Source organism: Nostocoides sp. (assembly GCF_037045025.1).
In the GTDB taxonomy this organism is placed as follows: Bacteria; Actinomycetota; Actinomycetes; order Actinomycetales; family Dermatophilaceae; genus Nostocoides_A.
On the sequence record NZ_JBAOHM010000012.1, the window covers coordinates 69,036 to 90,020 of the forward strand.

General features: G+C 70.3%; 22 protein-coding genes and 2 pseudogenes. 8 read left to right on the plus strand and 16 right to left on the minus strand.

Going from position 1 to position 20,985, the window contains the following annotated elements; translation table 11 throughout:
* Positions 1–7 precede the first annotated feature (7 nt).
* Entirely contained in the window at positions 8–760 is a 753-nt protein-coding gene (locus V9G19_RS15475; protein ID WP_462286331.1) for an SDR family oxidoreductase, read from the plus strand.
* A gap of 9 nt (positions 761–769) precedes the next feature.
* Here V9G19_RS15475 and V9G19_RS15480 read toward each other — a convergent pair whose 3' ends face one another.
* The 3 genes and pseudogenes from V9G19_RS15480 to V9G19_RS15490 all read right to left on the minus strand — a co-directional run.
* Positions 770–3,151, minus strand: a complete 2,382-nt coding sequence (locus tag V9G19_RS15480) for a tetratricopeptide repeat protein (RefSeq protein WP_462286332.1) — start codon at positions 3,149–3,151, stop codon at positions 770–772.
* A gap of 83 nt (positions 3,152–3,234) precedes the next feature.
* On the minus strand, positions 3,235–3,636 hold the full coding sequence (locus tag V9G19_RS15485; protein ID WP_462286401.1) for a type II toxin-antitoxin system VapC family toxin: 402 nt from the start codon (positions 3,634–3,636) through the stop codon (positions 3,235–3,237).
* Positions 3,637–3,702: 66 nt separating this feature from the next.
* Positions 3,703–3,807, minus strand: a pseudogene (locus V9G19_RS15490) (type II toxin-antitoxin system VapB family antitoxin); the annotation flags it as partial.
* Positions 3,808–3,970: 163 nt separating this feature from the next.
* Between V9G19_RS15490 and V9G19_RS15495 the strand changes: the two are divergent.
* Positions 3,971–4,738: an ATP-binding protein gene (locus tag V9G19_RS15495; RefSeq protein ID WP_462286333.1), complete on the plus strand. Its 768-nt coding sequence runs from the start codon at positions 3,971–3,973 to the stop codon at positions 4,736–4,738.
* Here the strand turns inward: V9G19_RS15495 and V9G19_RS15500 are convergent, their stop codons facing one another.
* Positions 4,739–5,731: an NAD(P)H-quinone oxidoreductase gene (locus V9G19_RS15500; RefSeq protein WP_462286334.1), complete on the minus strand. Its 993-nt coding sequence runs from the start codon at positions 5,729–5,731 to the stop codon at positions 4,739–4,741. It abuts the gene before it with no gap.
* A gap of 76 nt (positions 5,732–5,807) precedes the next feature.
* Between V9G19_RS15500 and V9G19_RS15505 the strand changes: the two genes are divergently transcribed.
* Positions 5,808–5,969, plus strand: coding sequence for a hypothetical protein (locus tag V9G19_RS15505; protein WP_462286335.1), 162 nt, complete (start codon positions 5,808–5,810; stop codon positions 5,967–5,969).
* Here the strand turns inward: V9G19_RS15505 and V9G19_RS15510 are convergent.
* Positions 5,935–7,149 carry an MFS transporter gene (locus V9G19_RS15510; RefSeq protein ID WP_462286336.1) on the minus strand — a complete coding sequence of 405 codons (1,215 nt, stop codon included), beginning with the start codon at positions 7,147–7,149 and terminating at the stop codon, positions 5,935–5,937. The genes V9G19_RS15505 and V9G19_RS15510 overlap by 35 nt on opposite strands.
* 100 nt (positions 7,150–7,249) lie before the next feature.
* Here V9G19_RS15510 and V9G19_RS15515 point away from each other — a divergent pair, with 100 nt between their 5' ends.
* On the plus strand, positions 7,250–8,173 hold the full coding sequence (locus V9G19_RS15515; RefSeq protein WP_462286337.1) for a LysR family transcriptional regulator: 924 nt from the start codon (positions 7,250–7,252) through the stop codon (positions 8,171–8,173).
* Here V9G19_RS15515 and V9G19_RS15520 read toward each other — a convergent pair.
* Both V9G19_RS15520 and V9G19_RS15525 read right to left on the minus strand, forming a co-directional pair.
* Complete coding sequence (locus V9G19_RS15520) at positions 8,161–8,637, minus strand: MarR family winged helix-turn-helix transcriptional regulator (RefSeq protein WP_462286338.1); 477 nt, start codon at positions 8,635–8,637, stop codon at positions 8,161–8,163. The genes V9G19_RS15515 and V9G19_RS15520 overlap by 13 nt on opposite strands.
* Positions 8,618–9,271, minus strand: coding sequence for a DJ-1/PfpI family protein (locus V9G19_RS15525; RefSeq protein ID WP_462286339.1), 654 nt, complete (start codon positions 9,269–9,271; stop codon positions 8,618–8,620). The genes V9G19_RS15520 and V9G19_RS15525 overlap by 20 nt, the downstream gene beginning before the upstream one ends.
* Before the next feature lie 114 nt (positions 9,272–9,385).
* Here V9G19_RS15525 and V9G19_RS15530 point away from each other — a divergent pair, with 114 nt between their 5' ends.
* Entirely contained in the window at positions 9,386–10,039 is a 654-nt protein-coding gene (locus V9G19_RS15530; RefSeq protein WP_462286340.1) for a maleylpyruvate isomerase N-terminal domain-containing protein, read from the plus strand.
* A 393-nt stretch (positions 10,040–10,432) separates the two neighbouring features.
* Positions 10,433–12,010 carry a histidine ammonia-lyase gene (gene hutH, locus V9G19_RS15535; protein ID WP_462286341.1) on the plus strand — a complete coding sequence of 526 codons (1,578 nt, stop codon included), beginning with the start codon at positions 10,433–10,435 and terminating at the stop codon, positions 12,008–12,010.
* A gap of 38 nt (positions 12,011–12,048) precedes the next feature.
* On the opposite strand, the gene V9G19_RS15540 is transcribed toward hutH, so the two are convergent.
* From V9G19_RS15540 to V9G19_RS15550, 3 genes are all read right to left on the minus strand, one after another.
* Complete coding sequence (locus tag V9G19_RS15540; protein ID WP_462286342.1) at positions 12,049–12,366, minus strand: YdeI/OmpD-associated family protein; 318 nt, start codon at positions 12,364–12,366, stop codon at positions 12,049–12,051.
* A 68-nt stretch (positions 12,367–12,434) separates the two neighbouring features.
* Positions 12,435–12,983, minus strand: coding sequence for a Uma2 family endonuclease (locus V9G19_RS15545; RefSeq protein WP_462286343.1), 549 nt, complete (start codon positions 12,981–12,983; stop codon positions 12,435–12,437).
* A gap of 114 nt (positions 12,984–13,097) precedes the next feature.
* On the minus strand, positions 13,098–13,523 hold the full coding sequence (locus V9G19_RS15550; protein ID WP_462286344.1) for a VOC family protein: 426 nt from the start codon (positions 13,521–13,523) through the stop codon (positions 13,098–13,100).
* 314 nt (positions 13,524–13,837) lie between these two features.
* On the opposite strand from V9G19_RS15550, the gene hutU reads away from it, so the two are divergent.
* Positions 13,838–15,520 (plus strand): urocanate hydratase, encoded by a 1,683-nt coding sequence (hutU, locus tag V9G19_RS15555; RefSeq protein WP_462286345.1) that lies wholly within the window; start codon positions 13,838–13,840, stop codon positions 15,518–15,520.
* Positions 15,521–15,551: 31 nt separating this feature from the next.
* Here the strand turns inward: hutU and V9G19_RS15560 are convergent, their stop codons facing one another.
* Positions 15,552–16,208 (minus strand): TetR family transcriptional regulator, encoded by a 657-nt coding sequence (locus V9G19_RS15560; RefSeq protein WP_462286346.1) that lies wholly within the window; start codon positions 16,206–16,208, stop codon positions 15,552–15,554.
* 42 nt (positions 16,209–16,250) lie between these two features.
* On the opposite strand from V9G19_RS15560, the gene V9G19_RS15565 reads away from it, so the two are divergent.
* On the plus strand, positions 16,251–17,561 hold the full coding sequence (locus V9G19_RS15565; protein ID WP_462286347.1) for a glycosyltransferase: 1,311 nt from the start codon (positions 16,251–16,253) through the stop codon (positions 17,559–17,561).
* A 42-nt stretch (positions 17,562–17,603) separates the two neighbouring features.
* Here V9G19_RS15565 and V9G19_RS15570 read toward each other — a convergent pair whose 3' ends face one another.
* From V9G19_RS15570 to V9G19_RS15590, 5 genes and pseudogenes are all read right to left on the minus strand, one after another.
* Positions 17,604–18,494, minus strand: a complete 891-nt coding sequence (locus tag V9G19_RS15570) for an AEC family transporter (protein ID WP_462286348.1) — start codon at positions 18,492–18,494, stop codon at positions 17,604–17,606.
* Positions 18,495–18,550: 56 nt separating this feature from the next.
* Positions 18,551–18,964: an RCC1 domain-containing protein gene (locus V9G19_RS15575; RefSeq protein WP_462286402.1), complete on the minus strand. Its 414-nt coding sequence runs from the start codon at positions 18,962–18,964 to the stop codon at positions 18,551–18,553.
* A complete protein-coding gene (locus V9G19_RS15580) occupies positions 18,868–19,365 on the minus strand; it encodes an RCC1 domain-containing protein (RefSeq protein WP_462286403.1) in 498 nt (165 codons plus the stop codon). The genes V9G19_RS15575 and V9G19_RS15580 overlap by 97 nt, the downstream gene beginning before the upstream one ends.
* 24 nt (positions 19,366–19,389) lie before the next feature.
* Positions 19,390–19,605: pseudogene (locus V9G19_RS15585) on the minus strand (hypothetical protein); the annotation flags it as partial.
* Positions 19,606–19,825: 220 nt separating this feature from the next.
* The gene (locus V9G19_RS15590; protein ID WP_462286349.1) at positions 19,826–20,797 is read right to left on the minus strand and encodes an RCC1 domain-containing protein; all 972 of its coding nucleotides are present in this window, start codon (positions 20,795–20,797) and stop codon (positions 19,826–19,828) included.
* Between the last annotated feature and the right edge of the window lie 188 nt (positions 20,798–20,985).

Consider the following 20,985-nt stretch of genomic DNA (forward strand, 5'->3'; position numbering starts at 1 on the left):
CGAACGAATGACCACGATCCTCATCACCGGCGCGAGCTCGGGACTCGGCGCCGAGATGGCCCGCCAATTCGCCGCTCTCGGTTACGATCTCGCGCTCGCGGCGCGCCGCACCGAGCGACTGGAGGCGCTGCGGGCGGAGATCGGCGCACGGCATCCGGAGCGGCGCATCGAGATTCGCGCCCTCGACGTCACCGACGACGCCCAGGTATTCGAGGTCTTCCGCGGCTTCCGCGCCGACTTCGGCAGCATCGACCGGGTCATCGTCAACGCCGGGCTGGGCAAAGGCGCCCCGATCGGCACCGGCCGCCCGGACGCCAACAAACAGACGGCGATGACGAACTTCATCGGCGCACTGACCCAATGCGAGGCGGCGATGGAGATCTTCCGCGCCCAGAGGCGCGGCCACCTCGTGATGATTTCGTCGGTGTCGGCGGTGCGCGGCATGCCCAAGACGGTCACGACGTATGCCGCGACCAAGGCCGCCGTCGCCTCCCTCGGCGAGGGGATCCGCGCCGAGATGCTCGGCGAGCCCGGCCTCGACATCGACGTGTCGGTGATCTATGCGGGGTATATCCGCTCGGAGATGAACGAGCGGGTCAAGCACACCCCGTTCATGGTCGACACCGCGACCGGCGTCACGGCCATCGTCGAGGCGATCGAGAAGAAGAAGGCCCACGCCCGGGTCCCCGCCTGGCCGTGGGTGCCGCTCGGCACGGCGATGCGCCACCTGCCCCTGTCGGTGCTGCGCCGAATCATGTGAGCCAGCTCGTCAGCCCTTCCCGTCGTCGCCGAGGGCGGCGCGCATCGTGGCGGCCTGATCGGCAAGGTGCCGGGCGAGCGGGTGGCCCGCGCTCAACACGTGGCCGGCTTGCTCCGCTGCCCCTTGCATTTCCTCGTATGCTGCCTCCCGATTGCCATTCTGCCACAACGCGATCGCGAGGTTGTTGCGCGAGGTCAGGGTGTCGGGGTGGTCGGGCCCGAGGACGCGTTCACTGTCGGTGAGGGTGGCCTGGTAGAGCGGGATGGCCCGGCCCAGGTCCCCCGCCGACCGGTAGGCGCCGGCGAGGTTGTTGCGCGAGGTCAGGGTGTCGGGGTGGTCGGGGCCGAGGACCCGCTCGGAGTCGGTGAGGGTTTGGGTGTAGAGCGGGATGGCCCGGCCCAGGTCCCCCGCCGATCCGTAGGCGCCGGCGAGGTTGTTGCGGGAGGTCAGGGTGTTGGGGTGGTCGGGGCCGAGGACCTCAGCCGCGGCGTCGGGCAGCGCGGCGCAGGCGATTACCGCATACGGAAGATGATGCTCGTTGCCCCCGATCACGCCGCGCTGGCCGACGCTGATGAAGTCCGCGCTGCCTGTCAACGGAGTCTCGCTGGAGAGCACGGTGGCCAGATAGGCGAGCCAGCCGGCCCACCCTGCTCGGCAGACGCTGAAGTCGACGCCCTCCGATGGAGGCTGACCGCCGGCGAGAGCGGCCAGACCAACCGCTTGCGCGCGAGCCAACTCCGGCTCCGCCGCAAGGTGAGCCTCGGCATACACCCGGCGGGTGAGGTGGTGCAGCGTCACCGTGCTGCGGTCGTCGGAATAGGACGCCAGGGAGGAGCCGACCAGGCGAGCGATGGCGTCGTCGATCCGGAACTCGTCTCCCAGTGACCGCAACCAGGCCACCGGCGCGCCTCCCTCGGCCAGCACGGCCAGCGCGTCGAGGACGATGATCAACTCGGGGCGCAAAGCGCGCTCGGCCGTCCCAGCCTGTCCATCGATGTCGGACAGCGCGGCCTCAATGGCGAACTCGATGGCCCGGGCAGCGCCAAGTGGGTAGTCGCCGGCTTCGTCGCGAAGGAGGTTGTCTCGCAACGGACGTGCCCTGAGCGCGGCAAGGAAGCGCGCATAGTCATAGCCGCGAGCGGAAATGACGGCCGCCGATTGGGCGAGTGCCAGCGCCAGGTTGCCCACCTCGTGCGCGACCGACCGGGCACCGGCGTCGTCGTGCAACAGCGTCCGGCGCCCCAGATAGTCCGCGGACATGTCGTCGGTGAACACCTCGACGGGAATGCGGGTGCCCAAGCTCTGGCCGGTGAGGACGGTCGTCATGATCACCCGGGTGCGAGGGTCTTTGGGAGTGCAACCGTAAAGATCGGCATACCGCTCGACGTTGTCGAAGACGATCAGCCGCCGCTCGTCGCCCGCAGCGGTGGCAAAGGCGTCGAGCAATCGAGCGACGGCCGCGTCCGGGGCCTCGTCCGGATCGCCGGGTGCGTATGCCGCGACCAGGCGCCCCAGGTTGGTCACCACGCTGCTCCGGGTGCGGGAGTCGATCCAGGCGATCATGTCATACCCGTCGGCATCGCACTCGCGGGCGTATGCCGCGGCGAGCTGCGACTTGCCGACGCCGCGCATCCCCTGCAACTGGCAGAGGGTGACGGCGGAACCGGACTCGAACCCTGTGCGGATGGCGTCCAGCTCCGCTCGCTCCACGAAGGCAGTTGCCTCGCGGGGACAGGCATCCTCACCGATGCGGATCAGCCCGGGCCAGCGCTGACCGGGCGCTCGCGGGCCGGACTGCGCGGTTAATAGCTCCAGGATGTCGGTGATCTGGGTCAGGGCGTCGTCGGTGGTTCGCTGTCCGTCGCGAACCCGTCGCAGCAGACCGAGGATGGCCGCCCGCTCGGTGTCCGGGACGTCCATCGCGCGCTGGTGGACCCCATCGGCCACGAGGTCGACAAGCATGAGGAAGGCGTGGCCGGGTGGGGTGTCTTCTCCCGGTTGGAGGATGCGACCGGGCTCGGTGTCATCGCGGGGGATGTAGTGCACGGCGAACCGGTCCAGGGCGGCGTTGCCGCCCTGGTTCATCAGGAAGGTGTGGACGTGCTCAGGCCCGTCAGCGGCGGCGCCCCAGGCGTCCACCGGTTGCACGTCGGCGAGGACAGCAAGGAGAGCGTCGGCCGCCGCGTCCCGGTCGTGCTCGCTGATTCCCGAGCACGCTGTTCCGTGATCCGAGAGCGAGCGGGCCGCCCGGGCGACGAACCGCTCCAGGGCGGGGTCGCTGACGCCGGTCAACGCGTCGGCAGCATCGGCGAGATGGCCCGCGCCGAGCACGTGGGCAGCGGCCTTGCCCAGCTTGGGAAGCTTGTCCCACGTCGATCCCGGCCTCGCCATGGGCGTATCCTTGCAGGCGGCCCGGCCCGGGCGCGGAGGACGAGACAGGTTGCGCCTCGGCGGGTCGGCTGGTTCCGCTCGAGCTATACCAACCCGCTCGGGATATCGGCCTGCGGGAAATCGTCGCCCGTGTAGAGCAGGGCCGCGCCGGTGGCTTTGGCAGCGGCATACGAGAGGCAGTCACCGAAGTTCAGGCGGGCCGGGTGACGGCCCTTTCCGAAGCGGCGCCAGGCGGCCACCGCCGTCGCAGCCTGGCCCTCATCGACGTCGAGAACCCGCACCTCCAGGGTGGACAGCAGCGTTCGCAGGTCGCTCGACGCGGCCGGCCCCTGTTTGGCTTCGACCACGATTCCCGCCTCGACAAGGGTGGCAGCGCCGATAGCAAGATCGCCTGCGGACCGGCGCATCGCGGCAAGCATGACTTCGGCCTCCGGCTCGCCGAACACGACCGCCGCCACCGCCGAGGTGTCCAGGACCGTTGAAATTCTGGCAGCCCGGCATCGTCGTAGCCGAGGATCTCGTCGGCACTGCGCGCATCGCGCCCGGGCCCGCACCCGCTGCAGGCGCTCCTCCAGCGCGCGGCGAGCCGCGACGGTGATGGACTCACCCGTCGCCGCCAGTTCGCGGGCCAGCCGGTCTGTGACGGGATCCTTGATGTTGAGCGCCTCGGCTCCACCTTAGCGGGGAGAGTTCTTCCCCGCCTTCTCGACAAGGCGATCCTGTCCCAGCGGGCTGGCCAGATGAACGCTGACTTTGCGGCCAAAAGAACACTGGAAGGGTGGCCAAACGAACACTAAGGCAGCGGCCAGATGAACGCTCGTGACATCATTCCACGATGGTGAATGTGCCCGAGAGTCCGATGGGTCGCATCGTGCCGCGCAAGGCCCTGGGCGGGCGCGGCGGGAGCGGTTCTTCGACAACTACGGTGCCGACCTGATCAATTGGGATGTCATGCAGCTGGCGCAGATCGAGCGTCGATCGCAGATGGCGACCCTTATGTCTCTCGTGGCTGCCCGTTCCGGCCAGCTTCTCGTTCCCGGGACCCTCGCGAGCGACCTGGGCCTGCCTCGGCCCACCGTGGTCCGCTACGTCAGCCTTTTGGAGGAGGTCTTCCTCGTCAAACGGATCCCGGCGTGGTCGCGCAATCTCAGCAGCCGGGCGGTGGCGAGCGCCAAGGTGGCCATGGTCGATTCGGGCATCGCGGCCAACCTGCTCGGTCAATCCGCCCGTCGCCTGCCGCGCCCCGACGGGGCGTTGGGCCACCTACTCGAGGGCTTCGTCGCCATGGAGATCGCGAGGCAGTTGACCTGGTCGGCCACGCGCGCGGGGCTGTATCACTATCGGACCAAGGATGGTGTCGAGGTGGACCTCATCCTCGAAAACCGGTTGGGCCAGGTCATCGCCATCGAGGTCAAGTCCTCGACAACCATCCGCGGCGAGGACTTCCGGGGCCTCAGCCACGTGCGCGACCGGATCGGCGACGATTTCCTTGCGGGATATGTGCTCTATCTCGGCGAGCACGCCCTCACCTTCGGGGACCGGCTGCGTGCGTTGCCGCTGAGCGCGCTCTGGACCACGCCGGCGTAGCTAGGGCGCGGCAGAACCGGTCAGCAGCAGGAGCTTGCCGATGTGCCCGCTGGCCTCCAGATCGGCATGTGCCCGGGCCGCCTCGGCCAACGGATAGCTCGCGTGGATGATCGGCTTCACCGCACCGGACTCGATCCACGGCCACACGTTTTCCCGCACGGCAGCAACGATGTCGGCCTTCTCGGCCGCCGGCCGGGCGCGCAGTGACGTCGCAAAGACCGACCCGCGCTTGGACAACAACTGGCCGAGGTTCAGCTCGCCCTTGACGCCACCCTGCAGGCCGATGACGACCAGCCGTCCCCCCGTGGCCAGCACCTCGACATTGCGCGGCAAGTATTTCGCGCCCATGTTGTCGAGCACCACGTCCGCGCCGCGCCCGTCGGTCGCCGCGCGCACCGTCTCGACGAAGTCCTCGTCCCGATAGTTGACGAGGATCTCGGCGCCGAGCGAGCGGCATACGGCCAGCTTGTCGGCGGAGCCGGCGGTGACCGCGACCCGGGCACCCAACTGGCGGGCGATCTGGATCGCCATCGTCCCGATGCCGGACGAGCCGCCGTGAACGAGCAGCACCTCCCCCTCGGCGAGCTGGGCGGTCATGACGATGTTGGACCACACCGTGCAGGCCACCTCGGGCAGCCCGGCCGCGTCGGTCAGCGACACCCCCGCGGGGATCGGCAGCAGCTGGCCGGCGGGGACGCAGACGGCTTCGGCATACCCGCCGCCGGACAGCAGCGCGCAGACCTGATCGCCGACGCGCCAGCCTTCGACGCCAGCACCGAGCGCGTCGATCGTGCCGCTGACCTCCAGCCCGGGATACTCCGGCGCACCCGCGGGCGGCGGATAGCGGCCCATCCGCTGCATGACGTCGGCGCGGTTGACGCCTGCCGCGGCGACCCGCACGCCGACCTCGCCCGGCGCGGGATCGGGATCGGGGACCTCGGCGAGGACAAGGGCCTGCGGCCCGCCGGGCTCGGGGATCGTCACGGCCTGCATAACAGCCGATCGTATGCCGCGCGGCATAGACCGCGGGCCGGGAACGTTGTCGTAGGGCGACAGGGAGGAGACCCCCATGGACAAGACGCTCATCACGCTCGGGGCCGTGCTCGTGGCGGCCGGCATCTCGGCCGTCCCGAAGGCGCGGGCCGCGATTGCCCTCGCCGGGACCGGACTGGTGCCGCTGGCCGCGGGCCTGGTGCTCAGCAGCAAGCGCGAGGACGAGCGCCCGGCCTGACCGGCCGGTTCGTTAGCACCGTGCACGCCACGGCGAGCACGCACAGCGCGGCGACCATGCCCGCCGTGCCCCGCCAACCGACGGTGAACGCGATCCCGCCGAGCCAACCGAACACGCTCGAGCCAATGTAGTAGGCAAGCGAATACAGCGCCGCCGCCTGCGCTGTGCCGTCCGTGGCGCGGTGGGTCACCCAGCCCGAGGCGATCGCGTGCCCGGCAAAGAAGGCGGCGCTCAGGACGGTCAGCCCGGCGAGCACCGCGGGCAGCCAGTCGATGATGGTCAGCGCCGTCGCGCCGGCCATCACCCCCGCCGCACCGATGAGCACCGGCGCCCGCCCATGCCGCCCGGCCAGCCGGCCGGCCCAGCGCGAGGAGACGGTGCCGGTGACCGCGGCGAGGAAGAGCAGCGAGGTCACCGACACCGGCAAAGAGAAGGGCGGCCGTTCGAGGCGATAGCCCAGGTAGTTGTAGATCGCGACGTAGCCGCCCATGAGCAGGAACGCCTGGGCATAGAGCGCCAGCATGGCCGGGCGCAGGTTGCCGCGCACTGCGCGCACCAGCGAGGCGCCCTCACGCGACCGCAGCGGCTGCGCGGCGCGGGGGAGGAGCAGCAGGAAGAACGCGCCGGCAATCCCGGACAGGGCCATGGCGACGAGCGCGCCCAGGCGCCACCCGGCATACTCCGCGATCGGTGGGGCGGTCAGCCGGCCGAGCAACCCACCGAAGGCGGTTCCCGCCACATAGCTGCTCGCGGCATAGGCCGCGTCCGCCCGATGCACCTCCTCGCCGAGATAGGTCAACGCCAGCGCCGGTATGCCGCCGAGCGCCACCCCTTGCAGCACCCGCAGGGTGATGAGCACCGGCAGCGTGGGCGCGAGCGGGGCGAGCAGGCCGATCACCGTGGCCGCGACGATGGCGATTCGCATCGCCGCGACCCGCCCGATCCGGTCCGCGACGACGGACCAGGGGATCACCGCGGCGGCCAGGCCGAGGGTGGCGCCGGACATCGTCAGCGCGGCGTCGGACGCCGAAATGCCCAGGTCACGGCCGATGAGCGGCAACAGCCCCTGGGGGTAGTAGAGCTGGCCGAAGGTCGCCAACCCGGCCGCCCACAAGGCCGCGATCGCGCGCTTGTAGCCCCGCGACCCGGCGACCAACCGGGCCGCCGGCACCGTGCTCACCACGCTCACCTGGCTCACCCTCATCGAGGTTAGAGAGCACGGCATACCAGCGTCCAATGCATCTTTTCACGAAAACTAATGCGTTAGCGGATAATCAGGCATGGACCCCACGGCCCGGCACATCGCGGCCCTGCTGCCCGCGTTCGCCGCCTTTGCGGAGACCGGGCGCACCACGGCGGCAGCGGAACTGCTGCAATTGCCCCAGTCGACGATCAGTCGCAGCCTCGCCCGGCTCGGCAAGGAGCTCGGCAGCGAGGTGGTCGCCCGCAGCGGACGGGAGCTGCGGCTCACCCCCGCGGGCTTGGCCCTGGTTCCGTATGCCGCCGCCGTCGTCGCCGCGGCCACCGACGGGGTCGAGGCGGTCCGGGCCCGGGATGCGGCGGCGCGGGGAAGCATCGGCCTGGCCTTCCAGGGCACGCTCGGCGAACGGGTGGTGCCGGCGCTCGTCAAGACCTTCCTGCGCGAGCACCCGGGGGTGGACTTCGCGCTGCTGCAACTCTCCCGCGACGGTTGCCTGGCCGCACTTGCCAACGGGGAGGCCGAGTTTGCGCTGATCTCCCCGCTGGAGGAGCGCAGCGGGCTGACCAGCCTGAGGTTGCACGTCGAACCGCTCGTGTTGGTCGTCCCCACCGGACACCGGCTGGCCACCCGCGCCCGGTGCGAACTCGCGGCCGCCGCGGAGGAGCCGTTCGTCTGCGTCAAGCCGGGGTATGGGATGCGCACGATCCTGAGCGACTTGGCCGGCGCGGCCGGATTCACCCCGGCGGTGGCGTTCGAGGGGGACAACTTGAGCACGGTGCGCGGCTTGGTTTCGGCGGGTCTTGGGGTCGCCGTGGCGCCACGCGACCCGCGCGGCGCGCACGGGTTCGTCGAGGTGCCGCTGGTCGATCCGGGGGCGGAGCGCGAGATCGGCGCGTGTTGGCGGGCGGAGGGGCTGAACGCGCTGGGTGCGGCATTCCGCACGCTGCTGCGTCGCCGGGGGCGCCGGCTGACCGAGATCGGGTTGCTGCCCTATCCGTCGTGAGTCTGGTCGGCCGTTCGGTGGGTGCGGGAGGAGTCGATCACGCGGCGGATCAACCGGCCGAGCAGTTCCAGGTCGGCGATCCCGATGTCAGCGCCGACCGCGTCGGCCCAGGCGCGCTGCTCGCCGGCCATCGCGCGGACCGCGGCCACTCCCCGGTCGGTCGGGGTGAGCAGCTTGGCCCGCTTGTGGTCGGGGTTGTCCTGCCAGCGCGCCCAGCCGCGCGCCACGACGTCGTCGGCGACCCGCTGCACGCTCTGCCGGGTCAGGCCGAGACCGATGCGCCGCGCGATCGCCGCGACCGGGCGCGGCTCGCCGAGCACGGCGCCGAGGACCTGCCATTGCGCCGGTGTCAGGTCGTGCGGGGTGGTGATCATCGCTGCGGCGGAAAGGAATTCGCCGTTGAGCTCGAATGCCGGCAGGACCAGCGCGGTCAGCGCGTCCCCCTCAGGAGTTCGCGAAGGCACCCTGAGCCGCCATCAATGCATAAAAGGCCTCGGGCCGCCCGGTGAGGTAGAGCTGCTCCCACGGTGTGGTGATCTCGTCGGGGACGAGCCCGGTCAGCCGGAAGATCTCGGCGGTGAACTCCACCGGATGCACGCCGCTGCCGGTCGTGATGCCGCGGTCGGTGACGACGGGTGCCTCGACGTAGTGTTCGGCTCCGGCGTAGCCGCTCATCTCGAGGACGATCTTGGCGTTGGAGGTGTGCCTGCGGTCGTCGAGGAAGCCGCCACGGGCCAGGAGCAGGGTGGCGCCGCAGATGGCCGCGACCGGGGTTCCGGCGTCGAGCAGGCGGGGGAGAATCGCGAGCAGCTGCTCGTGGGGGCTTGCTCCGGTGTCGGGGCCGTAGGTGTCGGCGCCCGGGATCACCAGGGCCGCGAGGCCGGGCATCTCTGCCAGCTCGTCCAGGTCGACGGTGGGCGTGATGGTCAGGCCGCCCAGGGACCGGACCGGGGCGGTCCCGTCGCCGACGAACACGGCCTGGAATCGTCCCGGCCGCAGCTGCTCGGCACGGGTGACCTCGGCGGTGAGGTACGCGTACTCCCAGTCGGCCATGGTCTCGGTGGCATAGATGGCGATGGTCTTGGTCTGTGTACTCATGGAAGCAGACTGGCATAATGACAGCATGCTGTCAATAGGTTTTCGGGGAAGCTCCGGCAGGGCGCGCGGGTCCGGGGCTCCGCGCGCTGCCTGCATGCGGCATACGCTCTGCGCATGCGTGCGTTGCGTGTCCCCCTGGAAGATTCCCGCGGGCTATTCCTCGACCAGCTTCACGAATTCGTTTCTGCCGCAGCGGGTATGGATGATCTGGCGGCCCTCGACCCCGCGCGGTGTCGCGGCTGGAGCCGTCTGGACGTCATCGTCCATGTGCGCCTCGGGGTGGAGGAGATGGCGGCGACGGCCGCGGCATACACCGACCAGACACCCGATCACGACGCCGCGAGCTATTGGACCAGTCATCCCGACGACCGCGATGCGGATCCGGTCGCGCACATTCTGTGGCTGCGACGCACAGCGTCTGCCTACAGCCGACCGGCCAGCGCGGTCCATCACCTGCGCCTTGTCGCGGATCTCGCCCGACGCGTGCTGGTCGGCGCGCCGGATCGCGTCGTGCTTTTCCAGGGCAAGGCGATGACGATGGGGGATTTCCTGGCGACCTGGGTCGTGGAATTGGCCGTCCATCAGCTCGACCTGGGCTCGGGTGGGACGCCGGTGGGCGCCGCTCTCGCGCGCCGCACGCTCGAGGCGATCGCCGGCGCCGACCTCCCGGAGCAGTTGAGCGATGCCGATGCCGTGCTCGCCGGCCTGGGACGTATCCCGTGGCCGCCGCAGACCGGCAGTCCAGGGCGCTTCCCGGTCTCGCTTTGATCCGAGTTGGTTTGACCGATAATCGCGAACAGCACAGTGGCCCTATGAAAAATGCACAACAAAGCGGCGGAAATAAAGCGCGAATCCATTGCACCCGTCAGTGGACATGTGTATTATTGAGAGATCATGACAGCGACCCATCCGACCCTCGTGCCGCCGCCCGGCGCGCACCCGTGCGCCGCCGCGGCCCAAGTCGACGCCTGGCTGGAGTCAATGCTCGCCTGCTACGAGAACGAGCTGACTTGGTCCGGCGAACCCGGACTGGGACGAGACCGAATGGGACCTCCTCTGCCGCGACGGTTAGGAGGCGCCCACGGCCGGGTTTTGGGAACCGGCGCGACCGGCGCGCCCGAGCGGCGCACGGAACCGCGGGAGAGAGTGTTTCATTGACCCGTGAGTTCAACGGTGATCCTGGGTGACGAGCCCCTGACGGTCGAGCAGGTCGTCGCAATTGCCCGCAGCGGCCCGCTCGGCGTGCACTACCTCGCCGAGCCGGTGCAGATCGTGGTGAGCCAGCCGGCGTGGGCGCGCGTGCGGCATACGCGCGCAGTCGTCGAATCGCTCGCCGACGACAGCGTGCCGCACTATGGCATCTCAACCGGCTTCGGCGCGCTCGCGACGATGCACATCCCGATCGACAAGCGACATCAGTTGCAGCGCAGCCTGATTCGCTCGCACGCCGCGAGCGCGGGCGCAGAGGTCGAGCGTGAGGTCGTCCGGGCGTTGATGCTCCTGCGGATCCAGACGCTCGCGACCGGGCGCACCGGCGTCCGAGAAGAGACATTGCGCGCGTATGCCGCTCTGCTCAACGCCGGGATCACGCCCGTTGTGCGCGAGTTCGGGTCGCTCGGCTGCTCCGGCGACCTCGCGCCGCTCGCGCATTGTGCGCTCGCGCTGATGGGCGAAGGGATGGTCCGGGACGCGCGCGGCGAGCTGCTGCCGGCGGGGGAGGCGCTCGCGGCCGCCGGCATCACGCCCGTCGACCTCGCCGAGAAGGAGGGGCTGGCCCTCATCAACGGCACCGACGGCATGCTCGGCATGCTCTGTATGGCGATCGCCGACCTCCGCGCGCTCGTCACCGTCGCCGACCTCGCCGCCGCGATGAGCGTCGAGGGATTGCTCGGCACGGACGACGTCTTCGCGGCCGACCTGCAGGCGCTGCGTCCGCAACCGGGTCAGGCCCTCAGCGCCGCGAACATGCGGAAAGTGTTGGCAGTCAGCGAGATCCGCGAGTCCCATCGCGACCCAGATGCTTGCACCCGCGTCCAGGACGCGTACTCACTCCGCTGTGCGCCCCAGGTCGCGGGCGCCATGCGGGACACGATCGAGCACGCCGCCCGGGTCGCGGCCTCGGAGCTCGCCAGCGCGATCGACAATCCCGTCGTCACCCTCGATGACCGGGTCGAGTCCAATGGCAACTTCCACGGCGCGCCGGTTGGTTATGTCCTCGACTTCCTCGCGATCGCCGCGGCCGACCTGGCCAGCATGAGCGAGCGCCGCACCGACCGCTTGCTCGACAAGGCCCGCAACCACGGCCTGAACGCCTTCCTCGCCGACGACCCGGGCGTCGACTCCGGGCTGATGATCGCCCAATACACCCAGGCGGCAATGGTTTCGGAGATGAAGCGGCTGGCCGTGCCGGCGAGCGTCGACTCGATCCCGAGCAGCGCATTGCAAGAGGATCACGTCTCGATGGGCTGGTCGGCCGGGCGCAAGTTGCGCCGCTCGATCGACACCCTGCGCCAGGTGCTCGCGATCGAATTGCTCACCGCCGCACGCGGAATTCGGCTGCGCGCGCCACTGGCGCCGTCGCCGGTCTCGGCCGCTGTGATCGCGGCGCTTGACGAGGTCACCCGCACGGCACCCGGCCCGGACCGGGTGATCGCCGACGACATTGCCGGAGCGGTCCTCGCCGTGACCGACGGCTCCGTCGTCGCGGCCGCCGAGGAGGCGGCGGGTCCCCTCAACTGAGCCCTCCCGCGCGGACCCCCCTCGGGCCGCACCTGGCGCTAGAGGGCAGCCTCGCCGGCTGCGGTCATCAGCCCCTGTTCGCGCAACGTCGAAACCAGGCGCAGATTGCGTTGAGAGGTGGTCCCGCGAGTGCGCCGGGGCGTGAATTTCTGCAAATAGCTGGAGCCGTCGCCGCGCCGGCGCATCGACTCGCTCCAGCCGAAGCACAGCCCCTCTTCGAGGAGGTCGTGAAAGTCCACGCTCGGTATGCCGGTCCCCGACTTCGCCAGCCGCACCCACACTCCCGGTGAGGAGTCGTGCTCGGCGATCAGCCACTCCCGCAAGGATTCTCGAGTCGCGAAGGCGAGGATCGGCAACCCGTCGAGGTGGTCCGGCCCGTCCGGTCCGGGTTCGCGAGGCGACGGGGGAGATGGCGACGATCGCGTCAGACGACTAAATCAGCGGGAACGATCGTCACGGCGAACGGGCTGGTCAAGGTCAGCCGGTCCGACCCGGAAGTCCGACCCGATTCCACATACCGGTTGTTTTCCAGGCGCCACGCAATCACGGATGGTTCGTCGGGATCGATCACCCAATAGTTCGGGCAGCCCGCCGACTCGTAGCGGGATCGTTTGAGGAGCAGGTCGATACGCCGCGTGCTGGGCGAGAGGATCTCCACGGCCAGCACCGGCGCTCCCGGCAGGTTGGCGTCGGTCAGATCCGCCTGCCGGGCGACGAGCAGATCCGGCTGCAGGACGCTGTCGTCGGTGAGGACGACGTCGAAGGGAGCCGCAAACACCTCCAGACCTGCCGGGCACGCCTGGACCAACGCCACGAAGAGCCGGCCGGAGGCGCGTTGGTGGCGCATCGCCGGGGAGGGGGTCACGACGAGGGCTCCGTCCACGAGCTCATATCGGTGCCCGTCCTCTGGTATGCCGTCCAGGTCGTCCCTCGTCAGGGATCGGCTCCACGGCAGCATGGTCACGTTCGCCATCGTCCCTCACTTCCCACTGCCGTGCCATCCGTTCATGATGTCTGGGTTGCCGAGGTCGCGCGAACGGCGAGGGCGAAGCCTGTGGACAACCGGGCGGCCAACGGGATCGGGCGTTCAGCGGATCAGGCAGAACGGGTGGCCGGCCGGGTCGAGGTAGACCTTGAATCCGCCATCGGTGGACGGTTGGTGCTCGTGCACCGTGGCGCCTGCGGCCAGCACGAGCGGCTCCATGCCGGCGATGTCGCCGCGGCAGGACAGGTCGAGGTGGACCTGCTGGGGATGCGCGCCGCCTGGCCACGTCGGCGGGGCGTAGTCGGGGATCTGTTGGAAGCCGAGGCAGGTGCGCCCGTCGGGGTTGTCCGGCGTGATGCCGCCCTGCGGCGGCGCGATGACGACGAAGTCGCCGTCCGCCTCGCCCTCGGGCGCCCAGCCGAGGATCTCGGCATAGAACCGGGCAAGCGCCGGCGCGTCGGGGCAATCGAGGACGACCAGGTCGAGCAGGGGGCGGCTGGCCGGCGCGGTCGGGTGCGGTGTGCTCATGTCGGCGACCATATGCCGAATTCCGGACGATCTAGGTCCGGGTCGGGTCAGCCCAACGACCGCAGCGGGCGCAAGACAGGGCGCAACAGGGACGATGCGGACACTCAAACGATCAATGCCGATCGACTCGCCGCAATTGCACGATCAAATCAGCCGGAGACGCCCCCATTGATTGTTTGACTGTCCCGGCGATGACTGTCCCGGCGACTCTCCGCAACTCCCCGAACTCGGGCCGCGGCGGGTCATACTGGCCCAGCTCCTGACCGGGGTGGGATGATTTCGGGACGCAAGAGACTCGATGACGAGGAGATCCGATGGACGGCGCCCGCCCGGTCTGCGCCCCGCGCGGCACCACCTTGACCGCGAGGCAGTGGAGCACCGAAGCCCCGTTGCGCATGCTGATGAACAACCTCGACCCCGAGGTGGCCGAGCGGCCCGACGACCTGGTCGTCTATGGCGGCACCGGGCGAGCGGCGCGCGACTGGGCGTCATACGACGCGATGGTCCGCACGCTGACCACCCTGGCTCCTGACGAGACGATGCTCGTCCAATCGGGCCGTCCCGTCGGCGTTTTCCGCACCCACGAGTGGGCGCCGCGGGTGCTGATCGCTAACTCCAACCTCGTTCCGGACTGGGCGAATTGGCCCGAGTTCCGGCGGCTGGAGCATCTCGGCCTGACGATGTATGGGCAGATGACCGCCGGCTCGTGGATCTACATCGGCACCCAGGGCATCGTCCAGGGCACCTACGAGACGTTCGCCGCGATCGCTGAGAAGTTCGCCCACCGAGAGGGCGGGCAGGGGAATGGCGGCGGCACGCTCGCCGGCACGCTGACCCTCACCGGCGGCTGCGGCGGTATGGGCGGCGCGCAACCGCTCGCGGTCACGCTCAACGAGGGCGCCTGTCTGATCGTCGACGTCGACCCCCACCGGCTGCAACGCCGGGTCGAGCACCGCTATCTCGACGAGGTCGCCGACGACCTCGACGACGCCATCGATAAAGCTTTGCGCGCCAAGGCAGAACGGCGTGGCCACTCGGTCGGCGTCGTCGGCAATGCCGCCGAGGTCCTCCCCGAACTGTTGCGCCGCGGCGTCGACATCGACATCGTCACCGATCAGACGAGCGCCCACGACCCGCTGTCCTATCTGCCGCTCGGGATCGCGCTGGAAGACTGGGACGACTACGCGACCAAGAAGCCGGAAGAGTTCACCGACCGGGCTCGCGAGTCGATGGCCCGGCACGTCGAGGCGATGGTCGGGTTCATGGACGGCGGCGCCGAAACCTTCGACTACGGCAACAGCATTCGCGACGAGGCGCGCCTCGGGGGGTATGACCGGGCGTTCGCGTTCCCCGGGTTCGTCCCGGCATACATCCGGCCGTTGTTCTGCGAAGGCAAAGGCCCCTTCCGCTGGGCCGCACTGTCCGGTGACCCCAAAGACATCGCCGCAACCGACGAGGCCGTCCTCGACCTTTTCCCCGACAATGACCGCCTCCACAAGTGGATCCGCGGCGCGCAGGAACGCATTGCGTGGCAAGGGCTTCCGGCCCGCATCTGCTGGCTCGGCTACGGTGAGAGGGACAAGGCGGGGCTGGCCTTCAACGACCTCGTCGCCTCCGGCGCGGTCAGCGCGCCGATCGTCATCGGCCGCGACCACCTCGACTGCGGTTCCGTGGCGAGCCCCTACCGGGAGACCGAGGCGATGGCCGACGGCTCCGACGCCATCGCCGACTGGCCGCTGCTCAACGCCCTCACCGCGGCGAGTTCCGGAGCGACCTGGGTCTCGATCCACCACGGCGGCGGCGTCGGCATCGGCCGCTCCATCCACGCCGGCCAGGTCAGCCTCGCCGACGGAACCCCGCTTGCCGCCGAGAAGCTTGCCCGGGTGCTGACCAACGACCCCGGGATGGGCGTGATCCGGCACGTCGATGCCGGCTATGACCGCGCCGAGGACGTCGCCGCCGACCGCGGTGTGCGGGTGCCGATGCGCGAGGGGTGACCGGCACCCGGTCGCCGATTCCCGGCGCCTCTCACCTCCAGCCGGCGCGTAGCAGCGCGACAAGTGTTGCTGCACACCACCGTCGGTATGCCGCGGGGCGCCAACCGCAAACGACGACGAGCTGGTCGTAGGAGTCGTGGGACAGCACCAGCCCGAGGCTGTCCGCAAGCGCGCGCCGTTCGGCCGGAGTTCGCCTCGCCACCAGCCCGGCCTGCTCGAGCGCTCGGATGTGGGTGACGATGTCGGCGCGGCGGTGACGGGCTTGGTCGCGCCGCGCCGCTGCCACGGCGGCGTCCTGTTCGGCGGCCACGCGCAAGGCGCGCCAGATCCCCATCGAGTCGGCCACGCGGGGCACGATCTGCCCGACCAGATCGCCGACCACCGCGTCCAGAACGAGCGGGCGCGTGGGATCAGCGGGCGGGCTCAGTGACCGGAGCGACAGCGCGTCCGGGTCGCCGGCAAACTGCGCGGCAAAGGCCGCGAGCAGCAGGTCGGCCTTGCGTCCGGTCGACACGACGGTCTCGAGGCTGACCTCGGCCCCGGCGGCGACGGCGCGCATGGACGTCGCGGCATACCCCTTGGCCGCGAAGAGACGTCCGGCGACCGCGATCACGTGGGCGCGGGTGCGGGCGGCCTGCTCCTGGCGGCCGGTCGAATCGTACTTGCGGGAGTGGCGTTTCTCGGACATATTCGGTTGTACAGTGTATCGATGGATTATTAGGAGACCGATATGCCGCGCTGTTCCATCCTGGTGTGTGTCCAGCCCGCCCGCGGCCACGTCGGACCAGTGCTGCCGGTTGTCGCCGGCCTCATCGAGGCCGGGCATGACGTGCGGGTCATCACCGGCCGGCGCTACGGCGCCCGATTTGAGGCGCTCGGTGCCCGCTGGCTGCCGCTGCCGGACGGGGTCGATTTCGACGACTCCGACCTCGATGCGAGTTTTCCCGAGCGGCGTCGGTTGCGCGGGGTCGCGTTGGCCCGGTTCGATCTGACGAGCTTCGTCGATGCCATCCCGGCTCACCTGGGCGTCATCGACCGGGCGCTCGACGACCAGCGGGCCGACGTCGTGCTGTGCGACCCCCTGTTCATGGGCGCCGTTCCGCTCGTGCTGCGGCCGGCAGGACAGCGGCCGCCGGTGCTGGTTCTTGGGATCCTGCCCATGGTCTACCCGGTGCCCAACCTGGCTCCCGCGAGCGGCCCGGGCGGCGCGGTGGTGCACCGCCTTGCCGGCGCGGCCGCGGCATACCTGCTGCGGCCCGTGCAGCGCACGGCCGAGGCACGGGTGCTGCAGGCGAGCGGACGGCGGCTCGGGTTCCGGTTCTCGGACTGGCCCCTCGCCGCGGACGGGCTCCTCCAGTTCACCGCGCCGGGATTCGAGTACCCGAGAGCCCTAGACGGCCCGCCCGTGCACTTCGTCGGGCCGCTGACTTCGAGCGGGACCGAGGAACACCTGCTCCCACCCTGGTGGGCCGAGGTCGCCGCGAGTGACCGCCCCGTCGTGCTCGCCACCCAGGGCACGATCGCCAACGCGGAGCTGAGCGATCTCATCGCGCCCACGATCTCGGCCCTGGAGGGACAGGACGTCTGGGTCGTCGTCTCCACCGGCGGATCGATCGCCGCTGGTGACCTCCCCGAGGCCACCAACCTGCGCACCGCCGACTACCTTCCGTTTGACGAGGTGCTTCCCCGGTGCAGTGTCTTCGTCAGCAACGGCGGCTATGGCGGGGTGAACCACGCCCTTCGACACGGCGTGCCTATCCTGGCCGTGGGTGCCACCGAGGACAAACGCGACGTCGTCGCCCGGGTGCGCTGGTCCGGCTGCGGGGTGGGGATCGCGCGGCGACGGGCGAGCGCCCGGCAACTGGGACGAGCGCTCCACCAGCTGCTCACCGACCCGGCTTACCGCGGCCGCGCCGAGCACCTCGCGGCCGAGATCGCCGCCGCGCCAGGGCTCCCGGGCCTTGTGAGGGTAGTCGAGTCCTACGGCGACGGAGGTGCCCAGGACCATCGCCGACCTGGTCGGTGTGCAGCGCCGCAGTGATCGTCGCCAGGCAATCTCCGAGGCCGCGCATATGCGTCCGCTTCACCGCATGACGAGAGCCAGCCACATCGGGGCGGTGACGGCGCCGACGACCGTCGAGAGGCTGACGAGGATCGCGACGAACGGCCCATCCCCACCCATCCGGCTGGTGAGGATGTAGGACGCGGTCGCCGTCGGGGCCCCGGCGAACGCCATCAGTGCCGGCCGGCTGTCCGAGCCCACTCCCGCGAGCGGCGAGAGCGCGAGGACCGCTGCCGGCAGCACGAGGGCCCGTATGCCGATGATCCAGGCCACGAGGCGAGGCTCGCGAAGTGCCCCTCCCCACCGCAACGCGGCCCCGACGGAGATCAGTCCGAGGGGGATGGCCGCGCTGCCGGTTCGTTGCAGCAGTGCGGCGATCGGCCCGGGCAGGTCGATTCCGGCAACCGCGACCACGCCGGCCGTCACCGTCGCGATGAGGAGGGGGTTCGTGCCGAGTTCGCGGGCAAGAGATCGCTCACTGTGCCGGGCCAGGCCGAGCACCGCAAGGAGGTTCACCAGAGGGACGCCGAGGCCGACGCACACGGCCGCGAGCCCCGCGGCGTTCGCGCCGCCTGCGCGGTCGGCAATGGCCAGGACCAGGATGCTGTTGAACCGGTAGGCGCACTGGGCGCCCGACGCCAGCCGGTCCGTGCCGACCCGGAGCACCGGCCGGGCTAGCCAGGCCAGCAGCCAGCCGAGCGCGACCACGGCCACGACGACCCCGATCAGCGGGCCGACCGTCGCCGCACTCACCGGCGTGCGGGCGATCGAGAGGAAGAGCAACGCCGGCAAGAAGACGTAGTGCGTCAAGCGCTCCAGCCCGGCCCACAGGTCATCGCCCCACTGCGTGCCGCGCCGCAGCAGCAACCCCAGGCCGATGAGGGCGAGATCGGGCAGCAGCAGGGTGACCATCGTCGTATCGAAGCTGGTTCCCCCACCCCGTGCCAGTCGGCTTCCCGCCGCAATCCCTACCGCACCGTCACCGGGACGAGTGAGCTCGTGGTGGTTCCGTTCCCGAGCTGGCCGGATTCGTTGGCGCCCCAACACTTCCCGACCCCGCCAGCAGCGACGGCGCAGGAGTAGGACCACCCCCCGGTTGGCAGGGAAGCGCCCCGGGACAGGCCGACGACCTGGGACGGCCGGGTCCGATTCACCCGGGTCCCGTCGCCAAGCTGCCCGTGGTCGTTCAGGCCCCAGCACGTGATGGCGCCGGCGCCGGTGGCGGCGCAGGAGTGATGGAAACCGGCCGTGATCGAGGTGGCTCCGGCCGCCAGGCCGGAAACGGTCACCGGCGCCAGGCGCCGGGTCCGGGTGCCGTCGCCGACCTCGCCGTAGTAGTTCGCGCCCCAGCACTTCGCCGCGCCCGAGTCGTCGCCGCGCAGGTGTGGTAGCTCCCGGCGCCAACCGAGGCAACACCACCGGCGAGCCCCACCACCCGGGTCGGTGTCAGCCGGTTGGTGCGCGTGCCGTCGCCCAGCTCGCCGTTGTTGTTGGCGCCCCAGCATTTCAGCACGCCGGACGTCAGCACGGTGCAGCTGTGCGATACACCCAGCGACACTGCGGTGACGCCCGACGAGAGGCCGGCGACGGCAACGGGCGTCTCCCGCCACGTCGTCCCGTCACCGAGTTGACCGAATTCGTTGCTGCCCCAACACTTGACGGCGCCGGGTTGGGTGAGAGCGCAGGCGTGGTGCGCCCCGGCGGTAATCCCCCGAACCCCTGACCCGAGACCGGTCACCGGGATCGGTACGTCGCTGGACGAGGGATCCGGGTCGCCCAGCACGGGTGCCAACAGCTCGCTGCCCCAGCAGCGGGCGGCGCCGCGCCTGGTGACCGCGCAGGAGAAGTCACTTCCCGCGGCGATCGACCGGACACCGTCCGCCAGTCGGGCTACCGCGCGCGGGAAGGATGTAGTGGCTGGGTAGGGGTAGGGGATCCCGAGTTGACCCTCCCCGCTGTAGCCCCAGCAAAATGCCTTGCCATTGCCATCAAACCCGCAGGTGTGCTTGGGACCGGCCGCGATCTTGGCGAAGCGGTGGCCAGCGGCGGACTGCTGGGAAGGCGCCGGCCGGTTCGGCGGCCTGGCCGGCCGCCGGCAGGGCGGCGAAGGTAGCGGCGGCCGCGGCGCCCGCGGCCAGGATGGAACGAGTTACTGGATGCATGGTTCTCCGTTGTGTTGAGGGTGAGTTGGACGTCTCACAGTGGGCTCGGGGGCGTGTTCATGTTCGGCGGGTGGCCGCTGGCTAGCGGACCGTGACTGGCACGGTCGAGTCCTGCATGGATCCATTTCCGAGCTCGCCGTTATCGTTGAGGCCCCAGCACTTGCCAACGCCGCTGGAGTCGACCGCGCAGGTGAACAGGTAACCGCCGTCGATGGACAGGACTCCGGCAGTGATCCCGACGACCTGGCTCGGGCGGCTCCAGCCGCCCGCTGCTCCGTTGCCGAGGGCGCCATACGAATCATCGCCCCAGCACTGCAAGCGCCCGTCCGCCGTTTCTGCGCAGGTGGTGAAGTTGCCCGCCCGGATGTCCACGACACCCCTGGTCAGGCCGGGGACGGGCGCGGGCGCGTAATGTTCGACGTAGGTTCCGTCGCCGAGTTGCCCGGAGTAGTTCGCTCCCCAGCACACGGCGGTCCCCGACGTGGTGCGGGCGCAGGTGTGGTCATTGCCCGGCGCCACGCCGGCGACCGGACTGGGCAGCCCGGTCACGCGCGTCGGCGTCAACCGGTCGGTCTCGGTCCCATCCCCGAGCTGGCCGTACTCGTTGACGCCCCAGCACCGCACCGCCCCGGTCGTGAGCGCGATGCAGGTGTGGCGACCGTCGCCGACCTGACCGAGGTTGTTGTAGCCCCAGCACTTGAGCGCACCGGCGGTGGTGACGGCGCAGCTGGTGTTGCCGCCGGCCCCCAGGGCCGCCACCCCGCCGGACAGCCCCCGCACGGGTGTTGGCACACTCGAGTCCGCCGTGCCGCCGTTGCCCAGCTGGCCGGCAAAACCAGCTCCCCAGCAGTAAACCCCACCGGCGGTCGTCAGCCCGCAGGCGTGCGATCCGCCGGTGGCGATCTGCCGGAAGCGGTGACCGGCATACGTCGAGACCTGCCCCGACGCGCTCGCGAGCCCCGCGGACGACGCGGTGGCCTGCGCCGTGGACACGACGCCGACGGTGCTGACCCCCATGGCGGCCGCCCAAGTGATGGCCAAGAGTTTGCGCATGACGGACTCGCTCCGGCGAGGCCCGCGCCGTCCCCGCGCCTTGAAGCCCGCCTGTGCCCCCCTGTCTAGTTTGCCGCCCGCGGGCGGTCAATGGGGTGAGCACTCCATTGACACGGGTTTCGCTTCGGCCGCGGCCGGAATCCAGCACATTCCCCCGTGAGCCGATTCCGGAATCGGCCCGTCATCTG

Coding starts and splice junctions, on each gene's coding strand:
- V9G19_RS15560 (WP_462286346.1), bottom strand. CDS start 16,208: ATGTCCGAGAAACGCCACTCCCGCAAGTACGATTCGACCGGCCGCCAG.
- V9G19_RS15545 (WP_462286343.1), bottom strand. CDS start 12,983: ATGGCGAACGTGACCATGCTGCCGTGGAGCCGATCCCTGACGAGGGAC.
- V9G19_RS15565 (WP_462286347.1), top strand. CDS start 16,251: ATGCCGCGCTGTTCCATCCTGGTGTGTGTCCAGCCCGCCCGCGGCCAC.
- V9G19_RS15480 (WP_462286332.1), bottom strand. CDS start 3,151: ATGGCGAGGCCGGGATCGACGTGGGACAAGCTTCCCAAGCTGGGCAAG.
- V9G19_RS15500 (WP_462286334.1), bottom strand. CDS start 5,731: ATGCAGGCCGTGACGATCCCCGAGCCCGGCGGGCCGCAGGCCCTTGTC.
- V9G19_RS15530 (WP_462286340.1), top strand. CDS start 9,386: ATGCGTGCGTTGCGTGTCCCCCTGGAAGATTCCCGCGGGCTATTCCTC.
- V9G19_RS15475 (WP_462286331.1), top strand. CDS start 8: ATGACCACGATCCTCATCACCGGCGCGAGCTCGGGACTCGGCGCCGAG.
- V9G19_RS15570 (WP_462286348.1), bottom strand. CDS start 18,494: ATGGTCACCCTGCTGCTGCCCGATCTCGCCCTCATCGGCCTGGGGTTG.
- V9G19_RS15505 (WP_462286335.1), top strand. CDS start 5,808: ATGGACAAGACGCTCATCACGCTCGGGGCCGTGCTCGTGGCGGCCGGC.
- V9G19_RS15590 (WP_462286349.1), bottom strand. CDS start 20,797: ATGCGCAAACTCTTGGCCATCACTTGGGCGGCCGCCATGGGGGTCAGC.
- V9G19_RS15550 (WP_462286344.1), bottom strand. CDS start 13,523: ATGAGCACACCGCACCCGACCGCGCCGGCCAGCCGCCCCCTGCTCGAC.
- V9G19_RS15525 (WP_462286339.1), bottom strand. CDS start 9,271: ATGAGTACACAGACCAAGACCATCGCCATCTATGCCACCGAGACCATG.
- hutU (WP_462286345.1), top strand. CDS start 13,838: ATGGACGGCGCCCGCCCGGTCTGCGCCCCGCGCGGCACCACCTTGACC.
- V9G19_RS15515 (WP_462286337.1), top strand. CDS start 7,250: ATGGACCCCACGGCCCGGCACATCGCGGCCCTGCTGCCCGCGTTCGCC.